This window comes from Rhodanobacter sp. TND4EL1, assembly GCF_054061035.1.
Genome location: NZ_JBSSDT010000002.1, coordinates 1,001,912 through 1,018,804, shown reverse-complemented (window position 1 = coordinate 1,018,804; position 16,893 = coordinate 1,001,912). Strand labels below are relative to the sequence as shown.

At 61.4% G+C, this 16,893-nt stretch carries 13 protein-coding genes and 2 tRNA genes; 2 read left to right on the top strand and 13 right to left on the bottom strand.

Annotated features, from left to right (window positions below):
• The first annotated feature begins 108 nt into the window (after positions 1-108).
• Positions 109-183: transfer RNA gene (locus ACVWWQ_RS11215), tRNA-Val, on the top strand.
• A 121-nt stretch (positions 184-304) separates the two neighbouring features.
• Here the strand turns inward: ACVWWQ_RS11215 and ACVWWQ_RS11210 are convergent.
• From ACVWWQ_RS11210 to murJ, 13 genes are all read right to left on the bottom strand, one after another.
• Complete coding sequence (locus ACVWWQ_RS11210) at positions 305-1,582, bottom strand: RNA polymerase sigma factor (RefSeq protein ID WP_133947366.1); 1,278 nt, start codon at positions 1,580-1,582, stop codon at positions 305-307.
• Positions 1,583-1,762: 180 nt separating this feature from the next.
• A complete protein-coding gene (locus tag ACVWWQ_RS11205) occupies positions 1,763-2,191 on the bottom strand; it encodes a type IV pilin protein (protein ID WP_133947368.1) in 429 nt (142 codons plus the stop codon).
• Positions 2,192-2,350: 159 nt separating this feature from the next.
• A complete protein-coding gene (locus tag ACVWWQ_RS11200) occupies positions 2,351-5,737 on the bottom strand; it encodes a PilC/PilY family type IV pilus protein (protein ID WP_133947370.1) in 3,387 nt (1,128 codons plus the stop codon).
• 115 nt (positions 5,738-5,852) lie between these two features.
• A complete protein-coding gene (locus tag ACVWWQ_RS11195; protein ID WP_208321565.1) occupies positions 5,853-6,503 on the bottom strand; it encodes a PilX N-terminal domain-containing pilus assembly protein in 651 nt (216 codons plus the stop codon).
• Between the two features lies 1 nt (position 6,504).
• On the bottom strand, positions 6,505-7,533 hold the full coding sequence (locus ACVWWQ_RS11190; RefSeq protein WP_457383416.1) for a PilW family protein: 1,029 nt from the start codon (positions 7,531-7,533) through the stop codon (positions 6,505-6,507).
• Between the two features lie 2 nt (positions 7,534-7,535).
• Positions 7,536-8,060, bottom strand: coding sequence for a type IV pilus modification protein PilV (gene pilV, locus ACVWWQ_RS11185; protein WP_133947374.1), 525 nt, complete (start codon positions 8,058-8,060; stop codon positions 7,536-7,538).
• Positions 8,060-8,698, bottom strand: a complete 639-nt coding sequence (locus ACVWWQ_RS11180; RefSeq protein ID WP_133947376.1) for a GspH/FimT family pseudopilin — start codon at positions 8,696-8,698, stop codon at positions 8,060-8,062. Before ACVWWQ_RS11180 ends, pilV begins: the two co-directional genes overlap by 1 nt.
• 189 nt (positions 8,699-8,887) lie before the next feature.
• Positions 8,888-8,963, bottom strand: a tRNA-Thr gene (locus tag ACVWWQ_RS11175).
• A 131-nt stretch (positions 8,964-9,094) separates the two neighbouring features.
• Complete coding sequence (ispH, locus tag ACVWWQ_RS11170) at positions 9,095-10,054, bottom strand: 4-hydroxy-3-methylbut-2-enyl diphosphate reductase (RefSeq protein ID WP_133947378.1); 960 nt, start codon at positions 10,052-10,054, stop codon at positions 9,095-9,097.
• A 108-nt stretch (positions 10,055-10,162) separates the two neighbouring features.
• The gene (lspA, locus tag ACVWWQ_RS11165) at positions 10,163-10,663 is read right to left on the bottom strand and encodes a signal peptidase II (protein WP_133947380.1); all 501 of its coding nucleotides are present in this window, start codon (positions 10,661-10,663) and stop codon (positions 10,163-10,165) included.
• Positions 10,664-10,764: 101 nt separating this feature from the next.
• The gene (gene ileS / locus ACVWWQ_RS11160) at positions 10,765-13,626 is read right to left on the bottom strand and encodes an isoleucine--tRNA ligase (RefSeq protein WP_133947382.1); all 2,862 of its coding nucleotides are present in this window, start codon (positions 13,624-13,626) and stop codon (positions 10,765-10,767) included.
• 94 nt (positions 13,627-13,720) lie between these two features.
• Entirely contained in the window at positions 13,721-14,674 is a 954-nt protein-coding gene (locus ACVWWQ_RS11155; protein WP_133947384.1) for a bifunctional riboflavin kinase/FAD synthetase, read from the bottom strand.
• Positions 14,675-14,722: 48 nt separating this feature from the next.
• On the bottom strand, positions 14,723-16,318 hold the full coding sequence (gene murJ / locus ACVWWQ_RS11150; protein ID WP_208321587.1) for a murein biosynthesis integral membrane protein MurJ: 1,596 nt from the start codon (positions 16,316-16,318) through the stop codon (positions 14,723-14,725).
• Positions 16,319-16,553: 235 nt separating this feature from the next.
• Between murJ and rpsT the strand changes: the two genes are divergently transcribed.
• Positions 16,554-16,817 carry a 30S ribosomal protein S20 gene (gene rpsT / locus ACVWWQ_RS11145; protein WP_007804840.1) on the top strand — a complete coding sequence of 88 codons (264 nt, stop codon included), beginning with the start codon at positions 16,554-16,556 and terminating at the stop codon, positions 16,815-16,817.
• Positions 16,818-16,893 lie beyond the last annotated feature (76 nt).

Here is a 16,893-nt window from a genome sequence, read left to right as displayed (position 1 = left end):
GCGCAAGTCTAGCAAGCCCGCTCCCCGGTACACCGGGCGCCGATCGCCCACCGGAACAAAAAGCATTGACCCGCCCCGCGACTATCCCTAAAATTGCGCGTTCTCGGCGGGCGATTAGCTCAGCGGTAGAGCACTGCCTTCACACGGCAGGTGTCGCAAGTTCGATCCTTGCATCGCCCACCAACAAAATTGACGACTTGGGCCACCTCAACGGGTGGTCCTTTTCGTGGTACGGACCTGGTACGGAATTCCGTCAAGGAAGAACCTGCCGGGCGGCTGGCCCCAAGGACACGGCCCGGATGATTCAGTCCGCTGGCGCCACACCATCGCAACCGCGGGCACGTCTTTCCATCAAATCGCGTTCGCGCCGGTTCCCGGTCAATTCGGCCGCCTTCTCGAAGGCTTCCCTCGCCTCCTCGCGCCGGCCCATGCGTTCCAGCAGATCGCCGCGCACGGCATGCAGCAGATGGTAATTCTGCAGGATCGGCTCGTCGACCAGCGCATCGGCCAACTGCAGTCCCGTCGCAGCTCCGGCCGCCATGCCCACCGCCACCGCCCGGTTGAGCTCGATGATGGGCGAAGGCGTCACCGTGGCCAGCGTCGTATACAAGCCGGCAATCGCGGCCCAATCGGTGTCATCGCTTGTCGACGCGCGCGCATGACAGGCGGCAATCGCCGCCTGCAGCGCGTACGGACGATCCGCTCCACCCAAGCGGTGCGACTGTTCCAGTGCGGTCAGCCCCCGGCGAATCCGCAAGTGGTCCCACAGCGCACGGTTCTGATCCAGCAAAAGAATCGGTTCGCCATGGGCATTTACGCGAGCGGCTGAGCGCGACGCCTGGATTTCCATCAACGCGACCAACCCGTGCACCTCGGGCTCGCGCGGCATCAGGCCAGCCAGCACGTGCCCGAGCCGCAGGGCGTCCTCGCACAAGCCCGGCCGCATCCAGTCCTCACCAGAGGTGGCCGAATAGCCTTCGTTGAAAATCAGGTAGAGCACGCCCAGTACCGACGACAGCCGCTCGTGCAGCTCATCATGGCGAGGGACTTCGTAAGCCACCTCGGCCTGGGCCAGGCTGCGCTTGGCCCGAACGATGCGCTGCGCAACCGTCGCCTCGGGTACCAGGAACGCTCGCGCGATCTCGTCCGTGCTGAGTCCGCCAAGCAGACGCAAGGTCAGCGCAACGCGCGCTTCCATCGACAGCAGGGGGTGGCAGGCAACGAAGATCAGTCGCAGCAGGTCGTCGCCGAACGGATCATCCAGCGCCACCTCGACCGCCGCCTGCGCATGTTCCTGTTCGTGCTCCAGTTCATGCATCAACTGCGCGTGTTTGCGCTCAAGCAACTTGCTGCGACGCAGGCGATCGATCGCTCGCCGCTTGGCCGTGGTCATCAACCACGCCCCGGGGTTCTCCGGCACCCCCACACGCGGCCACTGCTCCAGCGCCACGACCAGCGCATCCTGCGCCAGCTCCTCGGCCAGACCGACGTCGCGCAACATGCGGGTGAGGCTGGCAATCAGCCGCGACGACTCGGTTCGCCAGACGGTTTCAATCGCACGGTGAGTATCGGATGCGCTCATGGCTGCCGATCAGAGCATCCCGAAGATGCCAAAGCAACAAGTGACAGCTTCATTCGGCCTGCCATCAATGAGACCTGTAACGACTGGCAAACAGCGTCGGTACATACATGCTAGCCAAGCCACATTTCTCACTTCGCGTGCCCACCCGCTCCACCGGCAGAAAACCTCTCGCGATGACGCTTACCAACAGGTCGCATTGCCGCCGACGGCAGTGCGTGCCCCTGTCTGGTTAAGCGTAAGGGCTCCGCAAGAATCGGATGCCTGCGCGCCCTTGGGTGTTCCTGTGAGTAGGTACCCGCTGGCAGTCAAATTGCTTGCGGTGTAGTCATAGAAGTTGCCGGTTTGCGCAGCACTTTGACAATCAAACCCGGGATTGGGCGCGGCGACATACGTCAAATTCGTGGTGTAGAAGCGCTCCATATAGTTGGAATACTGCGTCAAACAGCTCTCAGCAGCCACGCGCCTAGTCTTGATGATGTATTTGGTATATGCGGGATAAGCGATTGCCGCAAGAATTGCAATGATCGCTACCACGATCATCATTTCGATCAACGTGAAGCCTCTTACCGAGCTGCAACGCCGCATTTTTCCGAAGATTGATTTGTTCATGACGTGGCCTGTTCCAAACGGACAGTTAATTTTGCGTGCATACCACCAAGTTTCTGTGAGCATGTACAACCAGCATCTGGATCATCATCCCGCCGCCAGAGTGCCACTCTGACGACAGCGAAGATCATCCGTTGGGTTTTCTAGGATTGCCGATACCGGTCAGTTCCTGATTTCTCTCCAGGAGATCCTTGACGGAACGTCGTTGCTAGGCGGGTTCACCGGGCTGAGCGCTGCGCTACCCGAAACCGTCTGCGTGACGATGTATGTCTGCCCACCATAGGTGACTGCTGTCGGGCTACCCACAGCGTCGACGCGGATACCGCCAGTTGCCGAACTATCGGAATTATTACCAAACGAGCCATTTCCATTCGGGAAAAAGCCGCTTGGAAGAGCTCCACCAGAAGCAGGGTCGAACGCCATCGTCCAACCACTCTGTAATCCGGGATTGCACTGCAAGGCCGAGATGGTAGGCGGAATGGCCGTGCTGACAACTACCGCGCCGCCCACGATGGCCGGGTTGTAGACGATCTGCTCTTGGGTCGCAGGAAGATCGAAGCGCCAGCCGAACTGAGCGTTACTGGCCGCTCCTCCGCTGCATGTCGTGCTGCCGCTCCAGCACACGACGTTCGTCGTGCTCAGGTTGCGGTAACCGAGCACCGAGCCGGAGCCCACCGAGGTGGAAACCACGTTCTGCGCCAGCAGCGCGGTGCGAGTGATGGTTGGGACAGTCGCCAGGCTGGCGTACTGCTTTTTGGGACTGGCCAGATTCCACGCGGTCATGTTCGCATCCCAAATCCCATAGAAGGTCTGCTGTCCGCTTGCATAGCTGTCCCCGCTGGTCGTGCTGAGCGGAACTTTCTGACCGGTGCCAAACAACACCATGACCCGATTGACACTGCCAGTCTTGACGGCAGCGATGACGGGAGCCGTGGTGATTGGTTGGAGCTTGGGAGTGGGGCTGCCATCTTTGGCGACAAACACTTTCGAAACAGTCCAGCTTGCGGGGGTCTGACTGGTCACATCAAAGCGCCAGACATTACCGAGCAAGTCGCCGGCGTACAGGTAGTCCGCGATGCGATCGCCATCAAGGTCTGCTGAAGTGACATACGCAATGCCGTTTGCCACAGAAGATGAGCCCACCCCGGTATCAAGGAACTTGAATGTGATCGCACCGCTGGTCGAATCGACCAGCCCGACGTACACCCCAGCCGACGTGCCACTGTCCACCCCGTTACCGAACACGATTGCCCACTGCCCGTTATGCATGCGAGTGATGAGCGGAGTACCGACCGTTTTCCCGAGATTCGAAAGCCCCGTGGTCGCACTGGTCCAGTCACCCTTCACTACGGCAGACGGTCCGATGCCAGGGGTAGTCGTGGTTTCAGAAAACTTCGTCGGATCGGTGATGTCCAAAGCGTAGATCTCCTTGCCGCCAGTTCCCACCCCACCCACGAGCCAGGTGTGCCAGGCATTACCGTAGAACAAGTCGCCAGCCGCCGGCGTCGCATCCACAAAGTAATCGTGCACGTAGGTAGGGCTCGCGAGACCGGTGGAAGTCGCCGCCACTTTGCTCAACACCGCGGACGGCATGAACCCAATAACCTCTCGACCGTCGTTATTGGTGCCTACATATGTATTGCTGGCGTTGACCGCTGTGTAGTTGCCACTCGCGTCATAGGAACCGGCGCGAAAGCCGTGGAGAAATCCATCGTTGCCCCCGACATACACCACATTCAGCCGCGTCGCATTGCTGCTGGCAAACGCGCTGTAGGCTTGCGCACCGGTCTGATTTTCGGGAGGGGTCGCGGCGCTGCCGTACAAGCCATCGGTAAACACGTCTGGATTGGCACCACTCACTGGCGCGCCCACCCATGTCGGACTGGAGTTGATGATGTCGCCCAGCACCGCTGTGCGCGCTCTCAGCGCGCCAGGAGTGGGACTGGCCAGCTGTTCGACGCTGCGATCGCCACGCAACCACTTCAGGCGATCCGGTCCTGCCGTATCCGCCCCCCCCCTATTCAGAGACGTCTTCTGAGCTGCAGTAAGGCTGCCCCACTGCAGGGGTAAGGCCGTCGCGCCAGCGCCATCCCACGTCATCAGGGTACGAGAGTCGGGACCCTGCACGCCGACTGTGGTGGTCGCGTTGCCCTGTGCATCCGTACCCATTGCCGCGCATTTCCCGCCCGTCAGAACGCATCTGGCATCCCAGTTGGCGACTGTGGCCACGCTCAGCGTATTCCCAGTGGTTACCAGTGAATCGGATACCAGCGAACCAAACCAGTTGTCCGCCGAATACGATGCCAGATAGATCTGCGAACCGATCTTTACCTGACCCGACTGTACGGTGTTCGCACTAGCGCTACTGTTGGACTGCAGCGGGGATGCCTGGAAACAGGTGATCTCATGGACGTTGTTGCTGCCGCCGGTACCGGCCGAAAAACCAAAACGCAGGGACGCCGGTAACGGACCGTTGCTCGCTGTAATCAGACTATTGACCAAAACGGGTTGAAATGCACCGTTATTGTAGCTGTAGGAAAAATTCAACAGACCCGACGGAGAAATCGTCAGCTTATAAGTGATTGGCCATGCATTTTTCGTGTAATCCGCAGGACTACTCGGGCTACCAGCTCGCGTCGATGTATTCTCATTGGCAATAGGGGTGCTATTGGGCAGCACCTTGTATCCGCCAGGAATTGCATTGTAGTTATAAGTAATCTTCTTATAGGTCTTCGGTGACCCATCACCCTTGGTAGCAGATACATAATTTCCCGAACTGCATGCAGCCTTGGTTTTTGTTGCATCCGCACTACCCGAGTAGTAAGAAGCATTTTGCGCCCGCAACCACGCCCACGTCGTATTGCCAGCACCCCGCAATCCTATGCGCTCAGGCTGATAGAACCAGCCACCACCTGCCGTTTTGGAAGAATCACCATTCTGGAAAGTATTCGTTCCATAGGTCGAGCCATCTTTATAAAGCGAGGAATTGGTGTTGTAGATACCGCTATCAGTATTGTCTCCAGGATTGAGATAATTGCCGAACTCATCAATACCCAGCCCAAGATAGGCATTGGCCATTCCTTCATACTTTCCATTGCTGTTGCTGCAGCTATAGCCCATGCTGCCGCCCTCGCCACCCGTTGTTGTGGGTGCCGTCACAGTGCCGTCAGTAAGAATGAAGGTAATACCGTCCGCACCATTTTTTGCGGTACCTCCGCTGTCTCCGCCATACGTATAGGTGGTGAACGTCACTTGCATGCCCTGACTTAACGGGAAGGGGGCGAAACCCGAGAGAATAGCTCCAGTCTGGTTATTGGCAGCTGGTGTCAATCGAAGTGCGCCCAAGCCCGCGGTGTCCTTGGGCGATGCGCAGGCCGGTATGCTCCCGGTGCCATTACCTGCAGTGAGGCACGCGAAACCCAGCGGCGTCCAGGTCAGACTGCTCTTAGTACTCGAAAAATTGTCGGTATAGGTGGTTTGTGCCGAGACTGCCGTGGACAGCAGAAGCCCCGTGAGCAGCGCTGTCAGCTTGGTGAGTTTGATGGACATGACCTTCCCCATGTGCTTTGACTGGATGTCTCTGGACTGACGCCGATTCATGTTCGACAACACGATGACCCGGTGCCGCTGGATGACCCTTCTGCAGGTATCCGATACATGGAATCTATCGCCTGAACATCGACTGCAATGTCACTATCGCCCGATCCGTTCCGGCAACCGTCGGCCCGCTGCTCACGGTAATGCGGTAATAGTCAGCATTATTGATGAGCCCGCATGGCGCATAGCCGGAGCAACCGGAAAGCTGCTGCACGGTGGGCGGGGGAGCCTTGAAATTGCCCATGTATTCAATGACAAACCTGGGTTGAGCGGCCGCGACGCTGCCTTTGTCAAAGCTCGCGACAGGTACGGTCTGAATGAACGACGAAGCCGCCGAACTGCTGAAAGGGTTGGCCACGCATACATTTCCACTGGCTGGCGAACAATTTCTTACCGTGGCTGGAAGAGCCGTGGGCGCGATGGGTGTTGCAATCGCCTGCACTGCAATCTGCGCCTGCCGCAACCCGGCCTCACCAACTTGGAAGGCAATCTGCCGGTCCCGGAAATTGGAACTCATTTTCTGCTGCATGATCGTGCCGCTGACTGCCGCCAAGCCGACCAACGTGATCACCACAAGCAGGATCAAAGCCACCACCAACGCCACCCCGCGCTGTTCGCGCCGGCACAACGTGGATTGCAAACAACGAGCTGCCCTGCTCGCGCTGACGATACGGGACGGGGGTGACTTCGGCGCGTGGGCGAGGAAAGCATCACTCATCTCAGTTCACCCGATTCCGTGCAGTCGTGGTAGAAATAAATGTACGTTTGATCGGTTTGGCGTCGGTGCCGGAGTTCTGGTCTGTGCTCTGCAACGTCAATTGAACTCGCACCGAAGTCACTGCATTCCAGTCGGTAATTGCGCTCGCGTCGACGAAGCTGGACTTCCCCGACTGCAGATACTGGATTTTCATGGCGGTAACGTTGCGCACCATTTCGTCGGTCGTCGTGCCAAGTTTTCCGCCAGTGTTGACCAACTGCACTCGGTACAGCGAAAGGCCACCCGCCACTCCCGGTGTGGCACCGATGTACCAGTCGACGGCAGTCATTCTGGCGATCAGCGCATTGGCACCAAAGGTGTAAGGAACGCCTGTACTGGCCAGAATGTTCGAAAAGTTTCCGGGATCAGACGTGGTCGTGCTGTAACCGACGGTTTTGGCGGCCGAGTCAACGCCGGTGGCTTGAAAGATCGCCGAAAATTCCGGGTTGCACACTATCGTCGCGTCGCCAGCCTTCAGGTCGTCGCTCATTTCGTTGAGAGTGAACGTGGTTGTTGCCGTGCTGTGGCTGGCCACACTCAGACCCGCCTGGGTTGCCCCAATGAGTTCCAATGAGTCATTACCAGCCACTGCGGGCGTCGTCGCTGACGGCGCAAGGTCAGCAACAGTCCCCGCGCCAAAACCCATCAGTGCATTATTCCAGTTGGCCCACCACGTCGCGCCCCCGTTGGCAGGACTGTTTTTGAGCACATTGGTCACAGTCCCTGTGGCGCTGCTGTCGCAACCTGTAAGACCAGCACTCCGGATGTCTTGCGCCATCATCTCGAACGCGACTCGCGAGCCATCCTGAACATCACCCAGTGCCTGATTCGTGCGATAGGTTTGCTGATTGGCGAGAAACACACTTATTACGCCGCCAATCACGATCAGACCCAGCAACATGGCGATCATCAGCTCAATCAAGCTGAACCCACCCTCGGAGTTTGCCAAAGACCGCTTGGCGCGCCATGAGCCACGAATCCCGAAACACATGTTCATAGCATCGCCGTGGTGGTTATGGTCTGGGCATTGGTGCCGCCCGCACCAGCGCGACTGTCGTCGAATTTGATGGTGATCGTGCAGGCGCCCGTCGCACCGCAATTGATCGATCCCGTGGTGGCCGCCGTATTACCCAAGTCGCTACCGAGCTGAGTGCACCACTGAATCAGCTGAGTGTTGGATAGCGAACCAGTTGCCGCAGCCGGGCACGCGCCAGCGGTGACAGCAGGTGATCCGTTGTAGGCGCCAGCGCGCGCACTGGCCGCATCCGCGCGCATCGCATCCAAGATCGAGTAGCTGTCTATCGTGGCCATGCTGCGTGCCATGGCGCTGTTGTTGGTTGAGAGTGAGAGTGCCTGCAATGCCGCGACCCCCAGAAAACCAATTGAGAGAACCAGCACGGCGACCAGAACCTCGATCAGGCCTACGCCCGCTTCCCTGTTGCGTACGCCGACTAACAAGCGCCTTCCATTCGCGCTGGTGCGAAGCGAATCATTCGAGAGGGAACTTGCACGGTTCATCAAGGACACGCTCCCGATGTGGTCGTCGTCGTAATGATCGAGCCGGTTGTCATGGTGATGACACGATGATTGTTATTGCTCATCGAACTGGTGCATATGTCGACGACGGTATTGCTGAAAGGAGTCGTTTGGCCAGCCTGCCGAGCCAATCCTGCCGACGAGAATCGCAGCGCGGCCAAGTCACCACTCAACTGCAGCGGCGATGCAATCCCTCCCGGCGCTGCACGAACCTGCGTGACCGCCCCACCCGCCAGCGCGTAAACCGCCCCTGCCTGGGTGCCACAAGCCGTACCCAGCGAGTCGCTGGTATTGCCAGCGGCCGAATTGCTGCATAGCTGGGTAGCGGCGTTGAGCTTTACCGCTTCCATTCTTGCTGTAGAAATCGCGGCAACGATGTCATTGGCAGTCGTGGTAAGACGATTGGATAGCGTGATGCTCTTGAAACTCGGCACAGCGATCATGACCAGGACGACGGCCACAGCTGTGGCTACTAGCAGTTCGATGAGCGTAAATCCTCCATCAGCACTCCTGCCTGATAGCGTGTCGGGCACATGGCGAGGCATAGCCAATACCTCCGGCCGAGGCCACTTTCGCAGATCGACCAACGAGGCATCTCGCTGACGTGACAAGTCCTGCATGAAATTCTCCCCGATACCCTGTGATCCAATGTATCCGTTCGAACCCCATCCGCCAGCCCTTGCCCGACCGGCGGTAGGAATTGCCCGATAAGCGGCCGGGAATGGCTTGAAAAGAGTGATCGAGGTCACGGGCGCCTGGAGGGCGCTCCGGAAAAAGCAAAGGCCCGCTTGCGCGGGCCTTTGGAGTTCTGGTGCCGGAAATAGGAATCGAACCTACGACCTACGCATTACGAATGCGCCGCTCTACCAACTGAGCTATTCCGGCAAAGAGCCGCGGATTTTACGTTATAGCGGCATGGTGGCGCAAGCACGGAGCGCTCACTGCCCACCACGCTCCGGCTCGTCGTGGTGGCGAAAGCGGCGGGCATTGCCCGCCCTGCGCCGCGGCGTTTCGTATCAGAGGCTGGAGCTGTTGCCGCCGACCACGCGCAGTTCCTTGGGCAGGGCAAAGGTGATGGTTTCCGGCTCGCCATCGAGTTCCCGCACGGCGGCTGCGCCCCACGATTGCAGGCGAGCAATCACGTCGAGCACCAGCTTCTCAGGCGCGGAGGCGCCGGCGGTCACGCCGATGCGGTTCACGCCTTCCAGCCAGCTGCGCTCGATGTGTTCGGCGCCGTCGATCAGGAAGGAACGCACGCCCTGCTTTTCGGCCAGCTCGCGCAGGCGGTTGGAGTTGGAGCTGTTGACCGATCCGACCACCAGCATCAGGTCCACCGCGTCGGCCAGCCGGCGCACGGCGTCCTGGCGATTCTGGGTGGCGTAGCAAATGTCGTCCTTGCGTGGCCCTTCGATGTCGGGAAACTTCTCCCGCAGCGCCTCGATGATTGCCTTGGTGTCGTCCACCGACAAGGTGGTCTGGGTGACATAGGACAACTGATCGGGAAATTTGGGCATCAGCGTGGCGACGTTTTCCAACGACTCGACCAGCAGGATCTCGCCGCTGTTGGCGGGATTCCACTGACCCATGGTGCCTTCCACTTCGGGATGACCGGCATGCCCGATCAGCACCACGCTGCGGCCGATGCGACCCAGTCGCGCCACTTCCATGTGCACCTTGGTGACCAGCGGACAGGTGGCATCGAACACTTTCAGGTGGCGTTGATCAGCCTCCTCGCGCACCGCCTGCGATACGCCGTGCGCGCTGAAGATCACGGTGGCGCCGTCGGGCACTTCATGCAGCTCCTCGACGAACACCGCGCCATCGGCGCGCAATTTGTCGACCACATAGCGGTTGTGCACCACTTCATGCCGCACATAGATCGGTGCGCCATAGGATTCCAGCGCACGCTCGACGATGGCGATGGCGCGATCGACGCCGGCGCAGAAGCCACGGGGATTGGCGAGCAGAATGTCCAAGCTGACCTCGGTTCAAAATCCTGCAGGAACCCGCTTGCGGGCGATGTCTTGCGATGCCAATTCAGCGAAAAGCATTGCCCGCAAGCGGCCTCCTGCACAAGGAGGCCATTATCGCACGCTGTCAGCGGGCTTGCCGGCGAACAGGCCGAACGCGATCAGCAGCACGGCGCCAACGGTGATGCCGCAGTCAGCCAGGTTGAATACCGGGTAGTTCCACTGGTGGAAATACACATGGATGAAATCGGTGACCTGGGAGGCATGCAGCCGGTCAACCAGGTTGCCGATCGCGCCGCCGATGATCAGTGCCAGCGGCAGGCTGGTGCGCCAGTCGCGTCGTGGCGTGCGCGTCAGCCAGACCACCAACACCGCGCTGATCACCAGCGCCAGCAGCACGAAAAACCAGCGCTGCCAACCATCGCCCTGGGCCAGGAAACTGAATGCGGCTCCACGATTGAAGGCCAGTGTCCAGTTGAGAAAGCCCGGAATCACCGGATGCGGCACGCCCATCGGTTGCAGCGCATGCACGGCCCACCACTTGCTGAGCTGGTCGAGCGCGATGACGACGGCGGACAGCCACAGCCAGGGAAGTGCGTTGGGTTTGGGATTCATGGATCAAGCCTGCAAAAGAAGTCCGTAGGAGCGCACCCTGTGCGCGATGCTCTCCCTCACGTAGCGAAAAAGCTGTCGCGCACGGGTAACGCTTCTGCGAATCAGAACCAGCGACGATCTTCGCCGGGGCCTTCGATATTGCTGATGCAACGACTGCACAGCTCCGGATGCTCGGCATGACTGCCCACGTCGTGGCGGCGATGCCAGCAGCGCACGCATTTCGCGGCACCGCTGACGCTGGCCGAAACCCATGCCTCGCTGCCTTCCAGTTCCACCTTCACCGCATCGTCCGCACGCGGCGCCAGCGGTGCCAGCGTGAAGTCGGAGGTGATGAAGAAGAAGCGCAATTCATCGGCGGTCTCGGCATAGCGTTTGGCCATGGCTGGATCGGCGTGAACCACCAGTTTCGCCTCCAGCGCCGCACCGATCTGCTCGGCCTTGCGCATGCCCTCAAGCACGCGCGACGAGGTTTCCCGGATCGCCTGCAGATCGGCCCAGTAACGCCGCTGCTCGGGCGAGTTCTGGGTGGCGGCCAGGCCGTCATACCAGGTCTCGAACAACACGCTGTCGCTGCGCTGGCCAGGCAACTGTTGCCAGATTTCTTCGGCAGTGAAGCTCAGCACCGGCGCCAGCCAGCGCACCAGCGCCTCGGCAATGCGGAACATCGCGCTCTGCGCGCTGCGCCGGCCGCGGCTGTCGGTCGGCATGGTGTAGAGCCGATCCTTGGTGATGTCCAGGTACAACGCACCAAGTTCGTTGGTGCAGAAGTTCTGTATGCGCGCAATGACGTCGGGGTAGTCGTTGCGCTCGTACGCAGCGGTCACCGCCTGCTGCACGTCATGCGCCTGCTGCACCGCCCACTGGTCGAGCAGCAGGCTGTCTTCCACCGGCAGCAAATGGACGGCCGGATCGAAACCATCGAGATTGCCGAGCAGAAAACGCGCGGTGTTGCGGATGCGCCGGTAGCTGTCGGAGACGCGCTTCAGGATTTCGTCGGAAACGGTCATCTCGTTGCGGTAGTCGGCCGAGGCCACCCACAGGCGCAGCACATCGGCGCCCAGGGTATCCATCACCTTCTGCGGCGCGACCACGTTGCCCAGCGACTTGGACATCTTGCGCCCGTTGGCGTCGACCGCGAAACCGTGGGTCAGCACTTCGTCATAAGGGGCGCGGCCGTGGATCGCCGCCGAGGTCAGCAAGGAAGACTGGAACCAGCCGCGATGCTGGTCCGAGCCTTCCAGGTACATCACCTTGTAATGCGTCGCGGTGCCTTGCTGCAGTTCGGGGCGCTGGTCGATCACGGTGTAGTGGGTCACACCGGAGTCGAACCACACGTCCAGCACGTCGGTGACTTTCTCGTAGTCCTTTGCGTCCTCGCCAAGCAGCTCCGCCGCATCCAGCTTGAACCACACGTCGATGCCACCCTGCTCCACCTTCTGCGCCACCTGTTCCAGCAACTCCACGGAATGCGGGTGCGGCTCCTGCGTCACCTTGTGCACGAACAGCGCGATCGGCACGCCCCAGGTGCGCTGGCGCGAGATGCACCAGTCCGGACGCCCGGCCACCATGCCGGCGATGCGCTCCTCACCCCAGCCTGGCACCCAGCGCACGTTCTTGATCGAGGTGAGCGCCGTCTGGCGCAGATCCTGCTGCTCCATCGAGATGAACCACTGCGGCGTGGTGCGGTAGATCACCGGCGTCTTGTGGCGCCAGCAATTCGGGTAGCTGTGTTCGATCTTCGCAAACGCCAGCAGCACGCCACGCTGACGCAGCAGGTCGACCAAGGCATCATTGGCCTTCCAGATATGCAGGCCACCCAGCGTCAGGCCGTCGGCTTCCGGTGTGTCGATGCGATACGTGCCGCGCGGCTCGATGTAGTTGAGCAGGCCGATGCCGTACTCGCGCGCCACCATGAAATCCTCGACACCGTGATCGGGCGAGGTATGCACGGCGCCGGTACCATCCTCGGCCGACACGTGATCACCGAGGATCACCGGCACCTCGCGCGGATAGAACGGGTGGCGCAGCAATACGCCCTCCAGTACCTTGCCTTCGACATGGCCCAGCACGCTGGCCTGCTCGATGCCATAGCGCTGCACCACCTTGTCGACCAGCGCACTGGCGATCACCAGCAACACGCGCTTGCCGTCACGCTGCGGGCCGTCGATCAAGGCGTATTCCAGCTCCGCGCCCAACGATACCGCCTGGCTTTCCGGCAGCGTCCACGGCGTGGTGGTCCAGATCGGGATGGCGACGATCGCGTCGCCCGCATCCACGTCGAACTTTTTCGCCAACGCCCTCGCGTCGACGGCGTCATACGCCACGTCGACGGCGGGCGACACCTTGTCCCCGTATTCGATCTCGGCCTCGGCCAGCGCCGACGCGCAGTCGAAGCACCAGTACACCGGCTTGGCGCCGCGCATCACGTGGCCGTTCGAGACGATCCGTGCCAATGCACGAAGCATGTCCGCCTCGAAGCTGAAATCCATCGATCGGTACGGATGATCCCAGTCACCAAGCACGCCAAGACGCTTGAAATCATCGCGCTGTGTGTTGACCTGCTCGGCGGCGTATTCGCGGCACTTCTGACGGAACGCCGCGGCGTCCAGCTTGTCGCCCGGCTTGCCGAACTTCTTCTCCACCGCGATCTCGATCGGCAGGCCGTGGCAGTCCCAGCCCGGCACGTACGGCGCGCGCTGGCCGGCCAGCAGCTTGGACTTGACCACGATGTCCTTGAGGATCTTGTTGACCGCATGACCGATGTGGATCGGGCCATTGGCGTACGGCGGGCCGTCGTGCAGCACGAACACGCTGTCGCGGTGCGCGGTCTTCTGCTGGATCTGCGCGTAGCGCCCCACCCGCTCCCACTCGGCCAGCCAGCCCGGCTCGCGCTTGGGCAGGTCGCCGCGCATCGGGAATGCCGTCTGCGGCAAGTTGATCGTGCTCTTGTAATCGTGGGTCATGGGTCTGGATGCCATCGCTGAGGTGTTGCTGCCCGCCGATTGGCGGGCACAAGATTGCAAAGTTAAATGATATGTCGGCTTGCCGGAATACGATTCACGCTTCGAACAGCCGCGAATTCATGCCAAGCAGCGCGCGCGCCTGGCGCGAATCCAGCGCCATCTGCGCCTTGAGCGGCTCCAGCCCGTCGAACTTTTGCTCGTCGCGGAGCTTGGCGACGAACTCCACCGCCATGCGCTGGCCGTAAAGGTCGCCGTCGAAATCGAACAGATGCACTTCCAGCAGCGGCTGGCAGACCTGGTTCACGGTCGGACGCACGCCAAGGCTGGCCACACCCGGCCAGCTGCATTCGCTCTCACCCAAGCCCACGCGCACGGCGAAGATGCCCTGGATCGGACTGACCCGCTGCGGCAGGTGGATGTTGGCGGTGGGGTAGCCCAGCGTGCGGCCGAGCTGATTGCCGTATTCCACTTTGCCGTCGATCACGAAGGGTCGCCCCAGCAAGGGTTCGGCAGCGGCGAACTCACCCGCGGCGAGCAAGGCGCGCACGCGGCTGGCGGAAACCCGCTCACCGTCCAGCTGGACAGCCGGCATGGTGCGGGCACCGAAGCCGTGCTGGGCGCCCATCCGCTCCAGCAGGGCCACGTCGCCGCCACGCTTGTGGCCGAAACGGAAGTCACCACCGACCCAGACTTCACGGGCCGCCAATCGCTCGACCAGCACGCGCCGCACGAAATCCTCGGCCGACATTGCAGTCAATGCATGGTTGAAGCGCAACAGCAGGGCCTGACCCATGCCGGCAGCGGCAAAGCCACGCAGTTTTTCGCGAACGCTGGAGAGTCGCGGCACCGGCTCGGGCGAGAAAAACGCACGCGGCAGCGGCTCGAAGCTCACCACCACGGGGCTGCAGTCAAGCGCCCGCGCACGCTCATGCACCTGCGCCAGCAGGGCCTGGTGGCCGCGGTGCAGGCCATCGAATGCGCCGATCGCCATCACGCTGCCGCGCGGCGTCAGGCAAGGGCCCGCGACATCCCTGGAAAGTCTCATCATCGCCTGAGTATAGCGGCCGCGCGGCAGACGATCAGCCGCCGCACGGGCTCAAGCACCGCGCAAGTCGCGCAGCCGGAAACCGCTGGCGAACAGCACGGCGACATACGTACCGCCGCCGGCAATCACCAGCGCCGCCAGGCGCCACAGGCGGGTGACCACGGAAACGCCATGCAACCATTCCGGCCAGAGCCAGCGACCCAGCGTCAGCACGGCGGCCATGGCCAGGCACGACAGACCCAGCCGCAACCAGTGCCGCGACCAGCCGGGCTGCCGCTGATACACGCCGGCCTTCCGCAACCAGTGCCACAACAGCAGAAAGTTGACGTAACTGGACAGCGCACTGGCCAGCGCCAGCCCCACATGCAATCCCGGCACCTGCGCGATCCCGTCCAGCCAGCTGCCCTGCTTCACCGATTCCGGCGCCCACAGCTCGAAAAGCAACGCGATCAGCAACGCGTTGAACACCATGTTGATCACCAGCGACGCCACGCCCGCCTTTACCGGCGTGCGCGTGTCTTGCCGGGCGTAGAAAGCCGGCAGCATGACCTTGACCAACGCATAAGCCGGCAATCCGCAGCTGAGCGCCAGCACGGCCATCGCCGTCATGCGGGTATCGAATGCCGTGTACTGGCCGTTCTGGAACAGCGTCGCCACCAGCGGCTCGGCCAGCAAGGCCAGCGCAATCGCCGCGGGCACCGCGATCAGCAAGGTGATCCGCAGGCCCCAGTCCAGCGCCCTGGAAAAGCCTGCCCGGTCGGTGCCCACGTGATGGCGCGACAGCGACGGCAGGATCACCGTCCCCAGCGCCACGCCAAACACCCCCAGCGGCAGTTCCAGAAAGCGCGTCGACTGCCACAGCCAGGTCTGCGAACCGGTGACCAGCAGCGACACCACGATGGTGTCCAGCAGCAGGTTGATCTGGGCCACGGACGAGCCGAACAGGGTCGGCACCATCAACCGCATGATTTTCCGCACCTGCGATTGGCCCCAGCCCCAGCGCGGCCAGACCAGCAGGTCCAGTTTGCGCAACGCCGGCAGCAGAAACAGCAGTTGCAGTACACCGGCAAGCAGCACCGCCCAGCCCATGGCGAGAATCGGCGTATGCAGAAGCGGCGCGATCCACAACGCCGCCACGATCATGCAGACATTGAGAATGACCGGCGCCAGTGCCGGCATCGCGAAACGGTGGAAGCTGTTCAAGGCGCCGCCGGCCAGCGCCGTCAGCGACACGAACAACAGGAACGGGAACATCCAGCGCACCAGCTCGGTGGTCAGATCGAACTTGTGCGGCTGGTCGTAGGCACCGGGAATGAAGGCGGTGGCCAGCTGCGGCGCAAAGATCAGGCCCAGTGCCGTCACCACCAGCAACACGCCGCCCAGCGTGCCCGAAACGGTCGCCATCAGACGCTTGAGATCCTCGTGGCTGCCGGTTTCCTTGACTTCGGTGAACACCGGCACGAAAGCCGTGGAAAACGAGCCCTCGGCGAACAGGCGACGCATGAAATTGGGAATGCGGAAGGCCACCACGAATGCGTCGGTGGCCACCGTGGCGCCGAACACGTGGCTCATCGAGATGTCGCGCACCAGCCCGAGCACTCGCGAAATCATGGTCATGCTGCTGAACGAAAGCAGTCCGCGGAGCATGCTGGGTGACTTCATGGGTACCTGTTTCTACCTTCAGCGTCGAGCACGCGAGGGGCGTAGTTTGACAGCCCGTGCGGGGCGGATGACAGCTCGAATGTGTCAGAATGATGGCTTGTCGAAGACGGAAAGCCTTTGCCGGCACCGTTTCGGCTGCGTAAATGATTGACGCATCGGCGAATCACCCGCATAATTGGCGTCTTTTTCCACCCTCAACCCTGCATTCCGGAGTTCTACCTTGGCCAACATCAAGTCCGCGAAGAAGCGCGCGCGCCAGTCCGAACAGCGCCGCCTGCGCAACATCAGCGCACGTTCCATGGTCCGTACCGCCCTGAAGAAGGTCGTCAAGGCCATCGAGGCCAAGGACAAGGCTGCCGCCGTCGCCGCCTTCACCGCTGCCCAGCCGGTGATGGATCGCTACGCCGCCCGTGGCCTGATCCACAAGAACAAGGCTGCCCGTCACAAGAGCCGCCTCAACGCGAAGATCCGCGAACTGGCATAAGCCGGAGCGCGATCTGCGTTGCATGAAGAGCCGGCGCAAGCCGGCTTTTTTTGTTCGTCTTTTTCCGTGGGAGCGC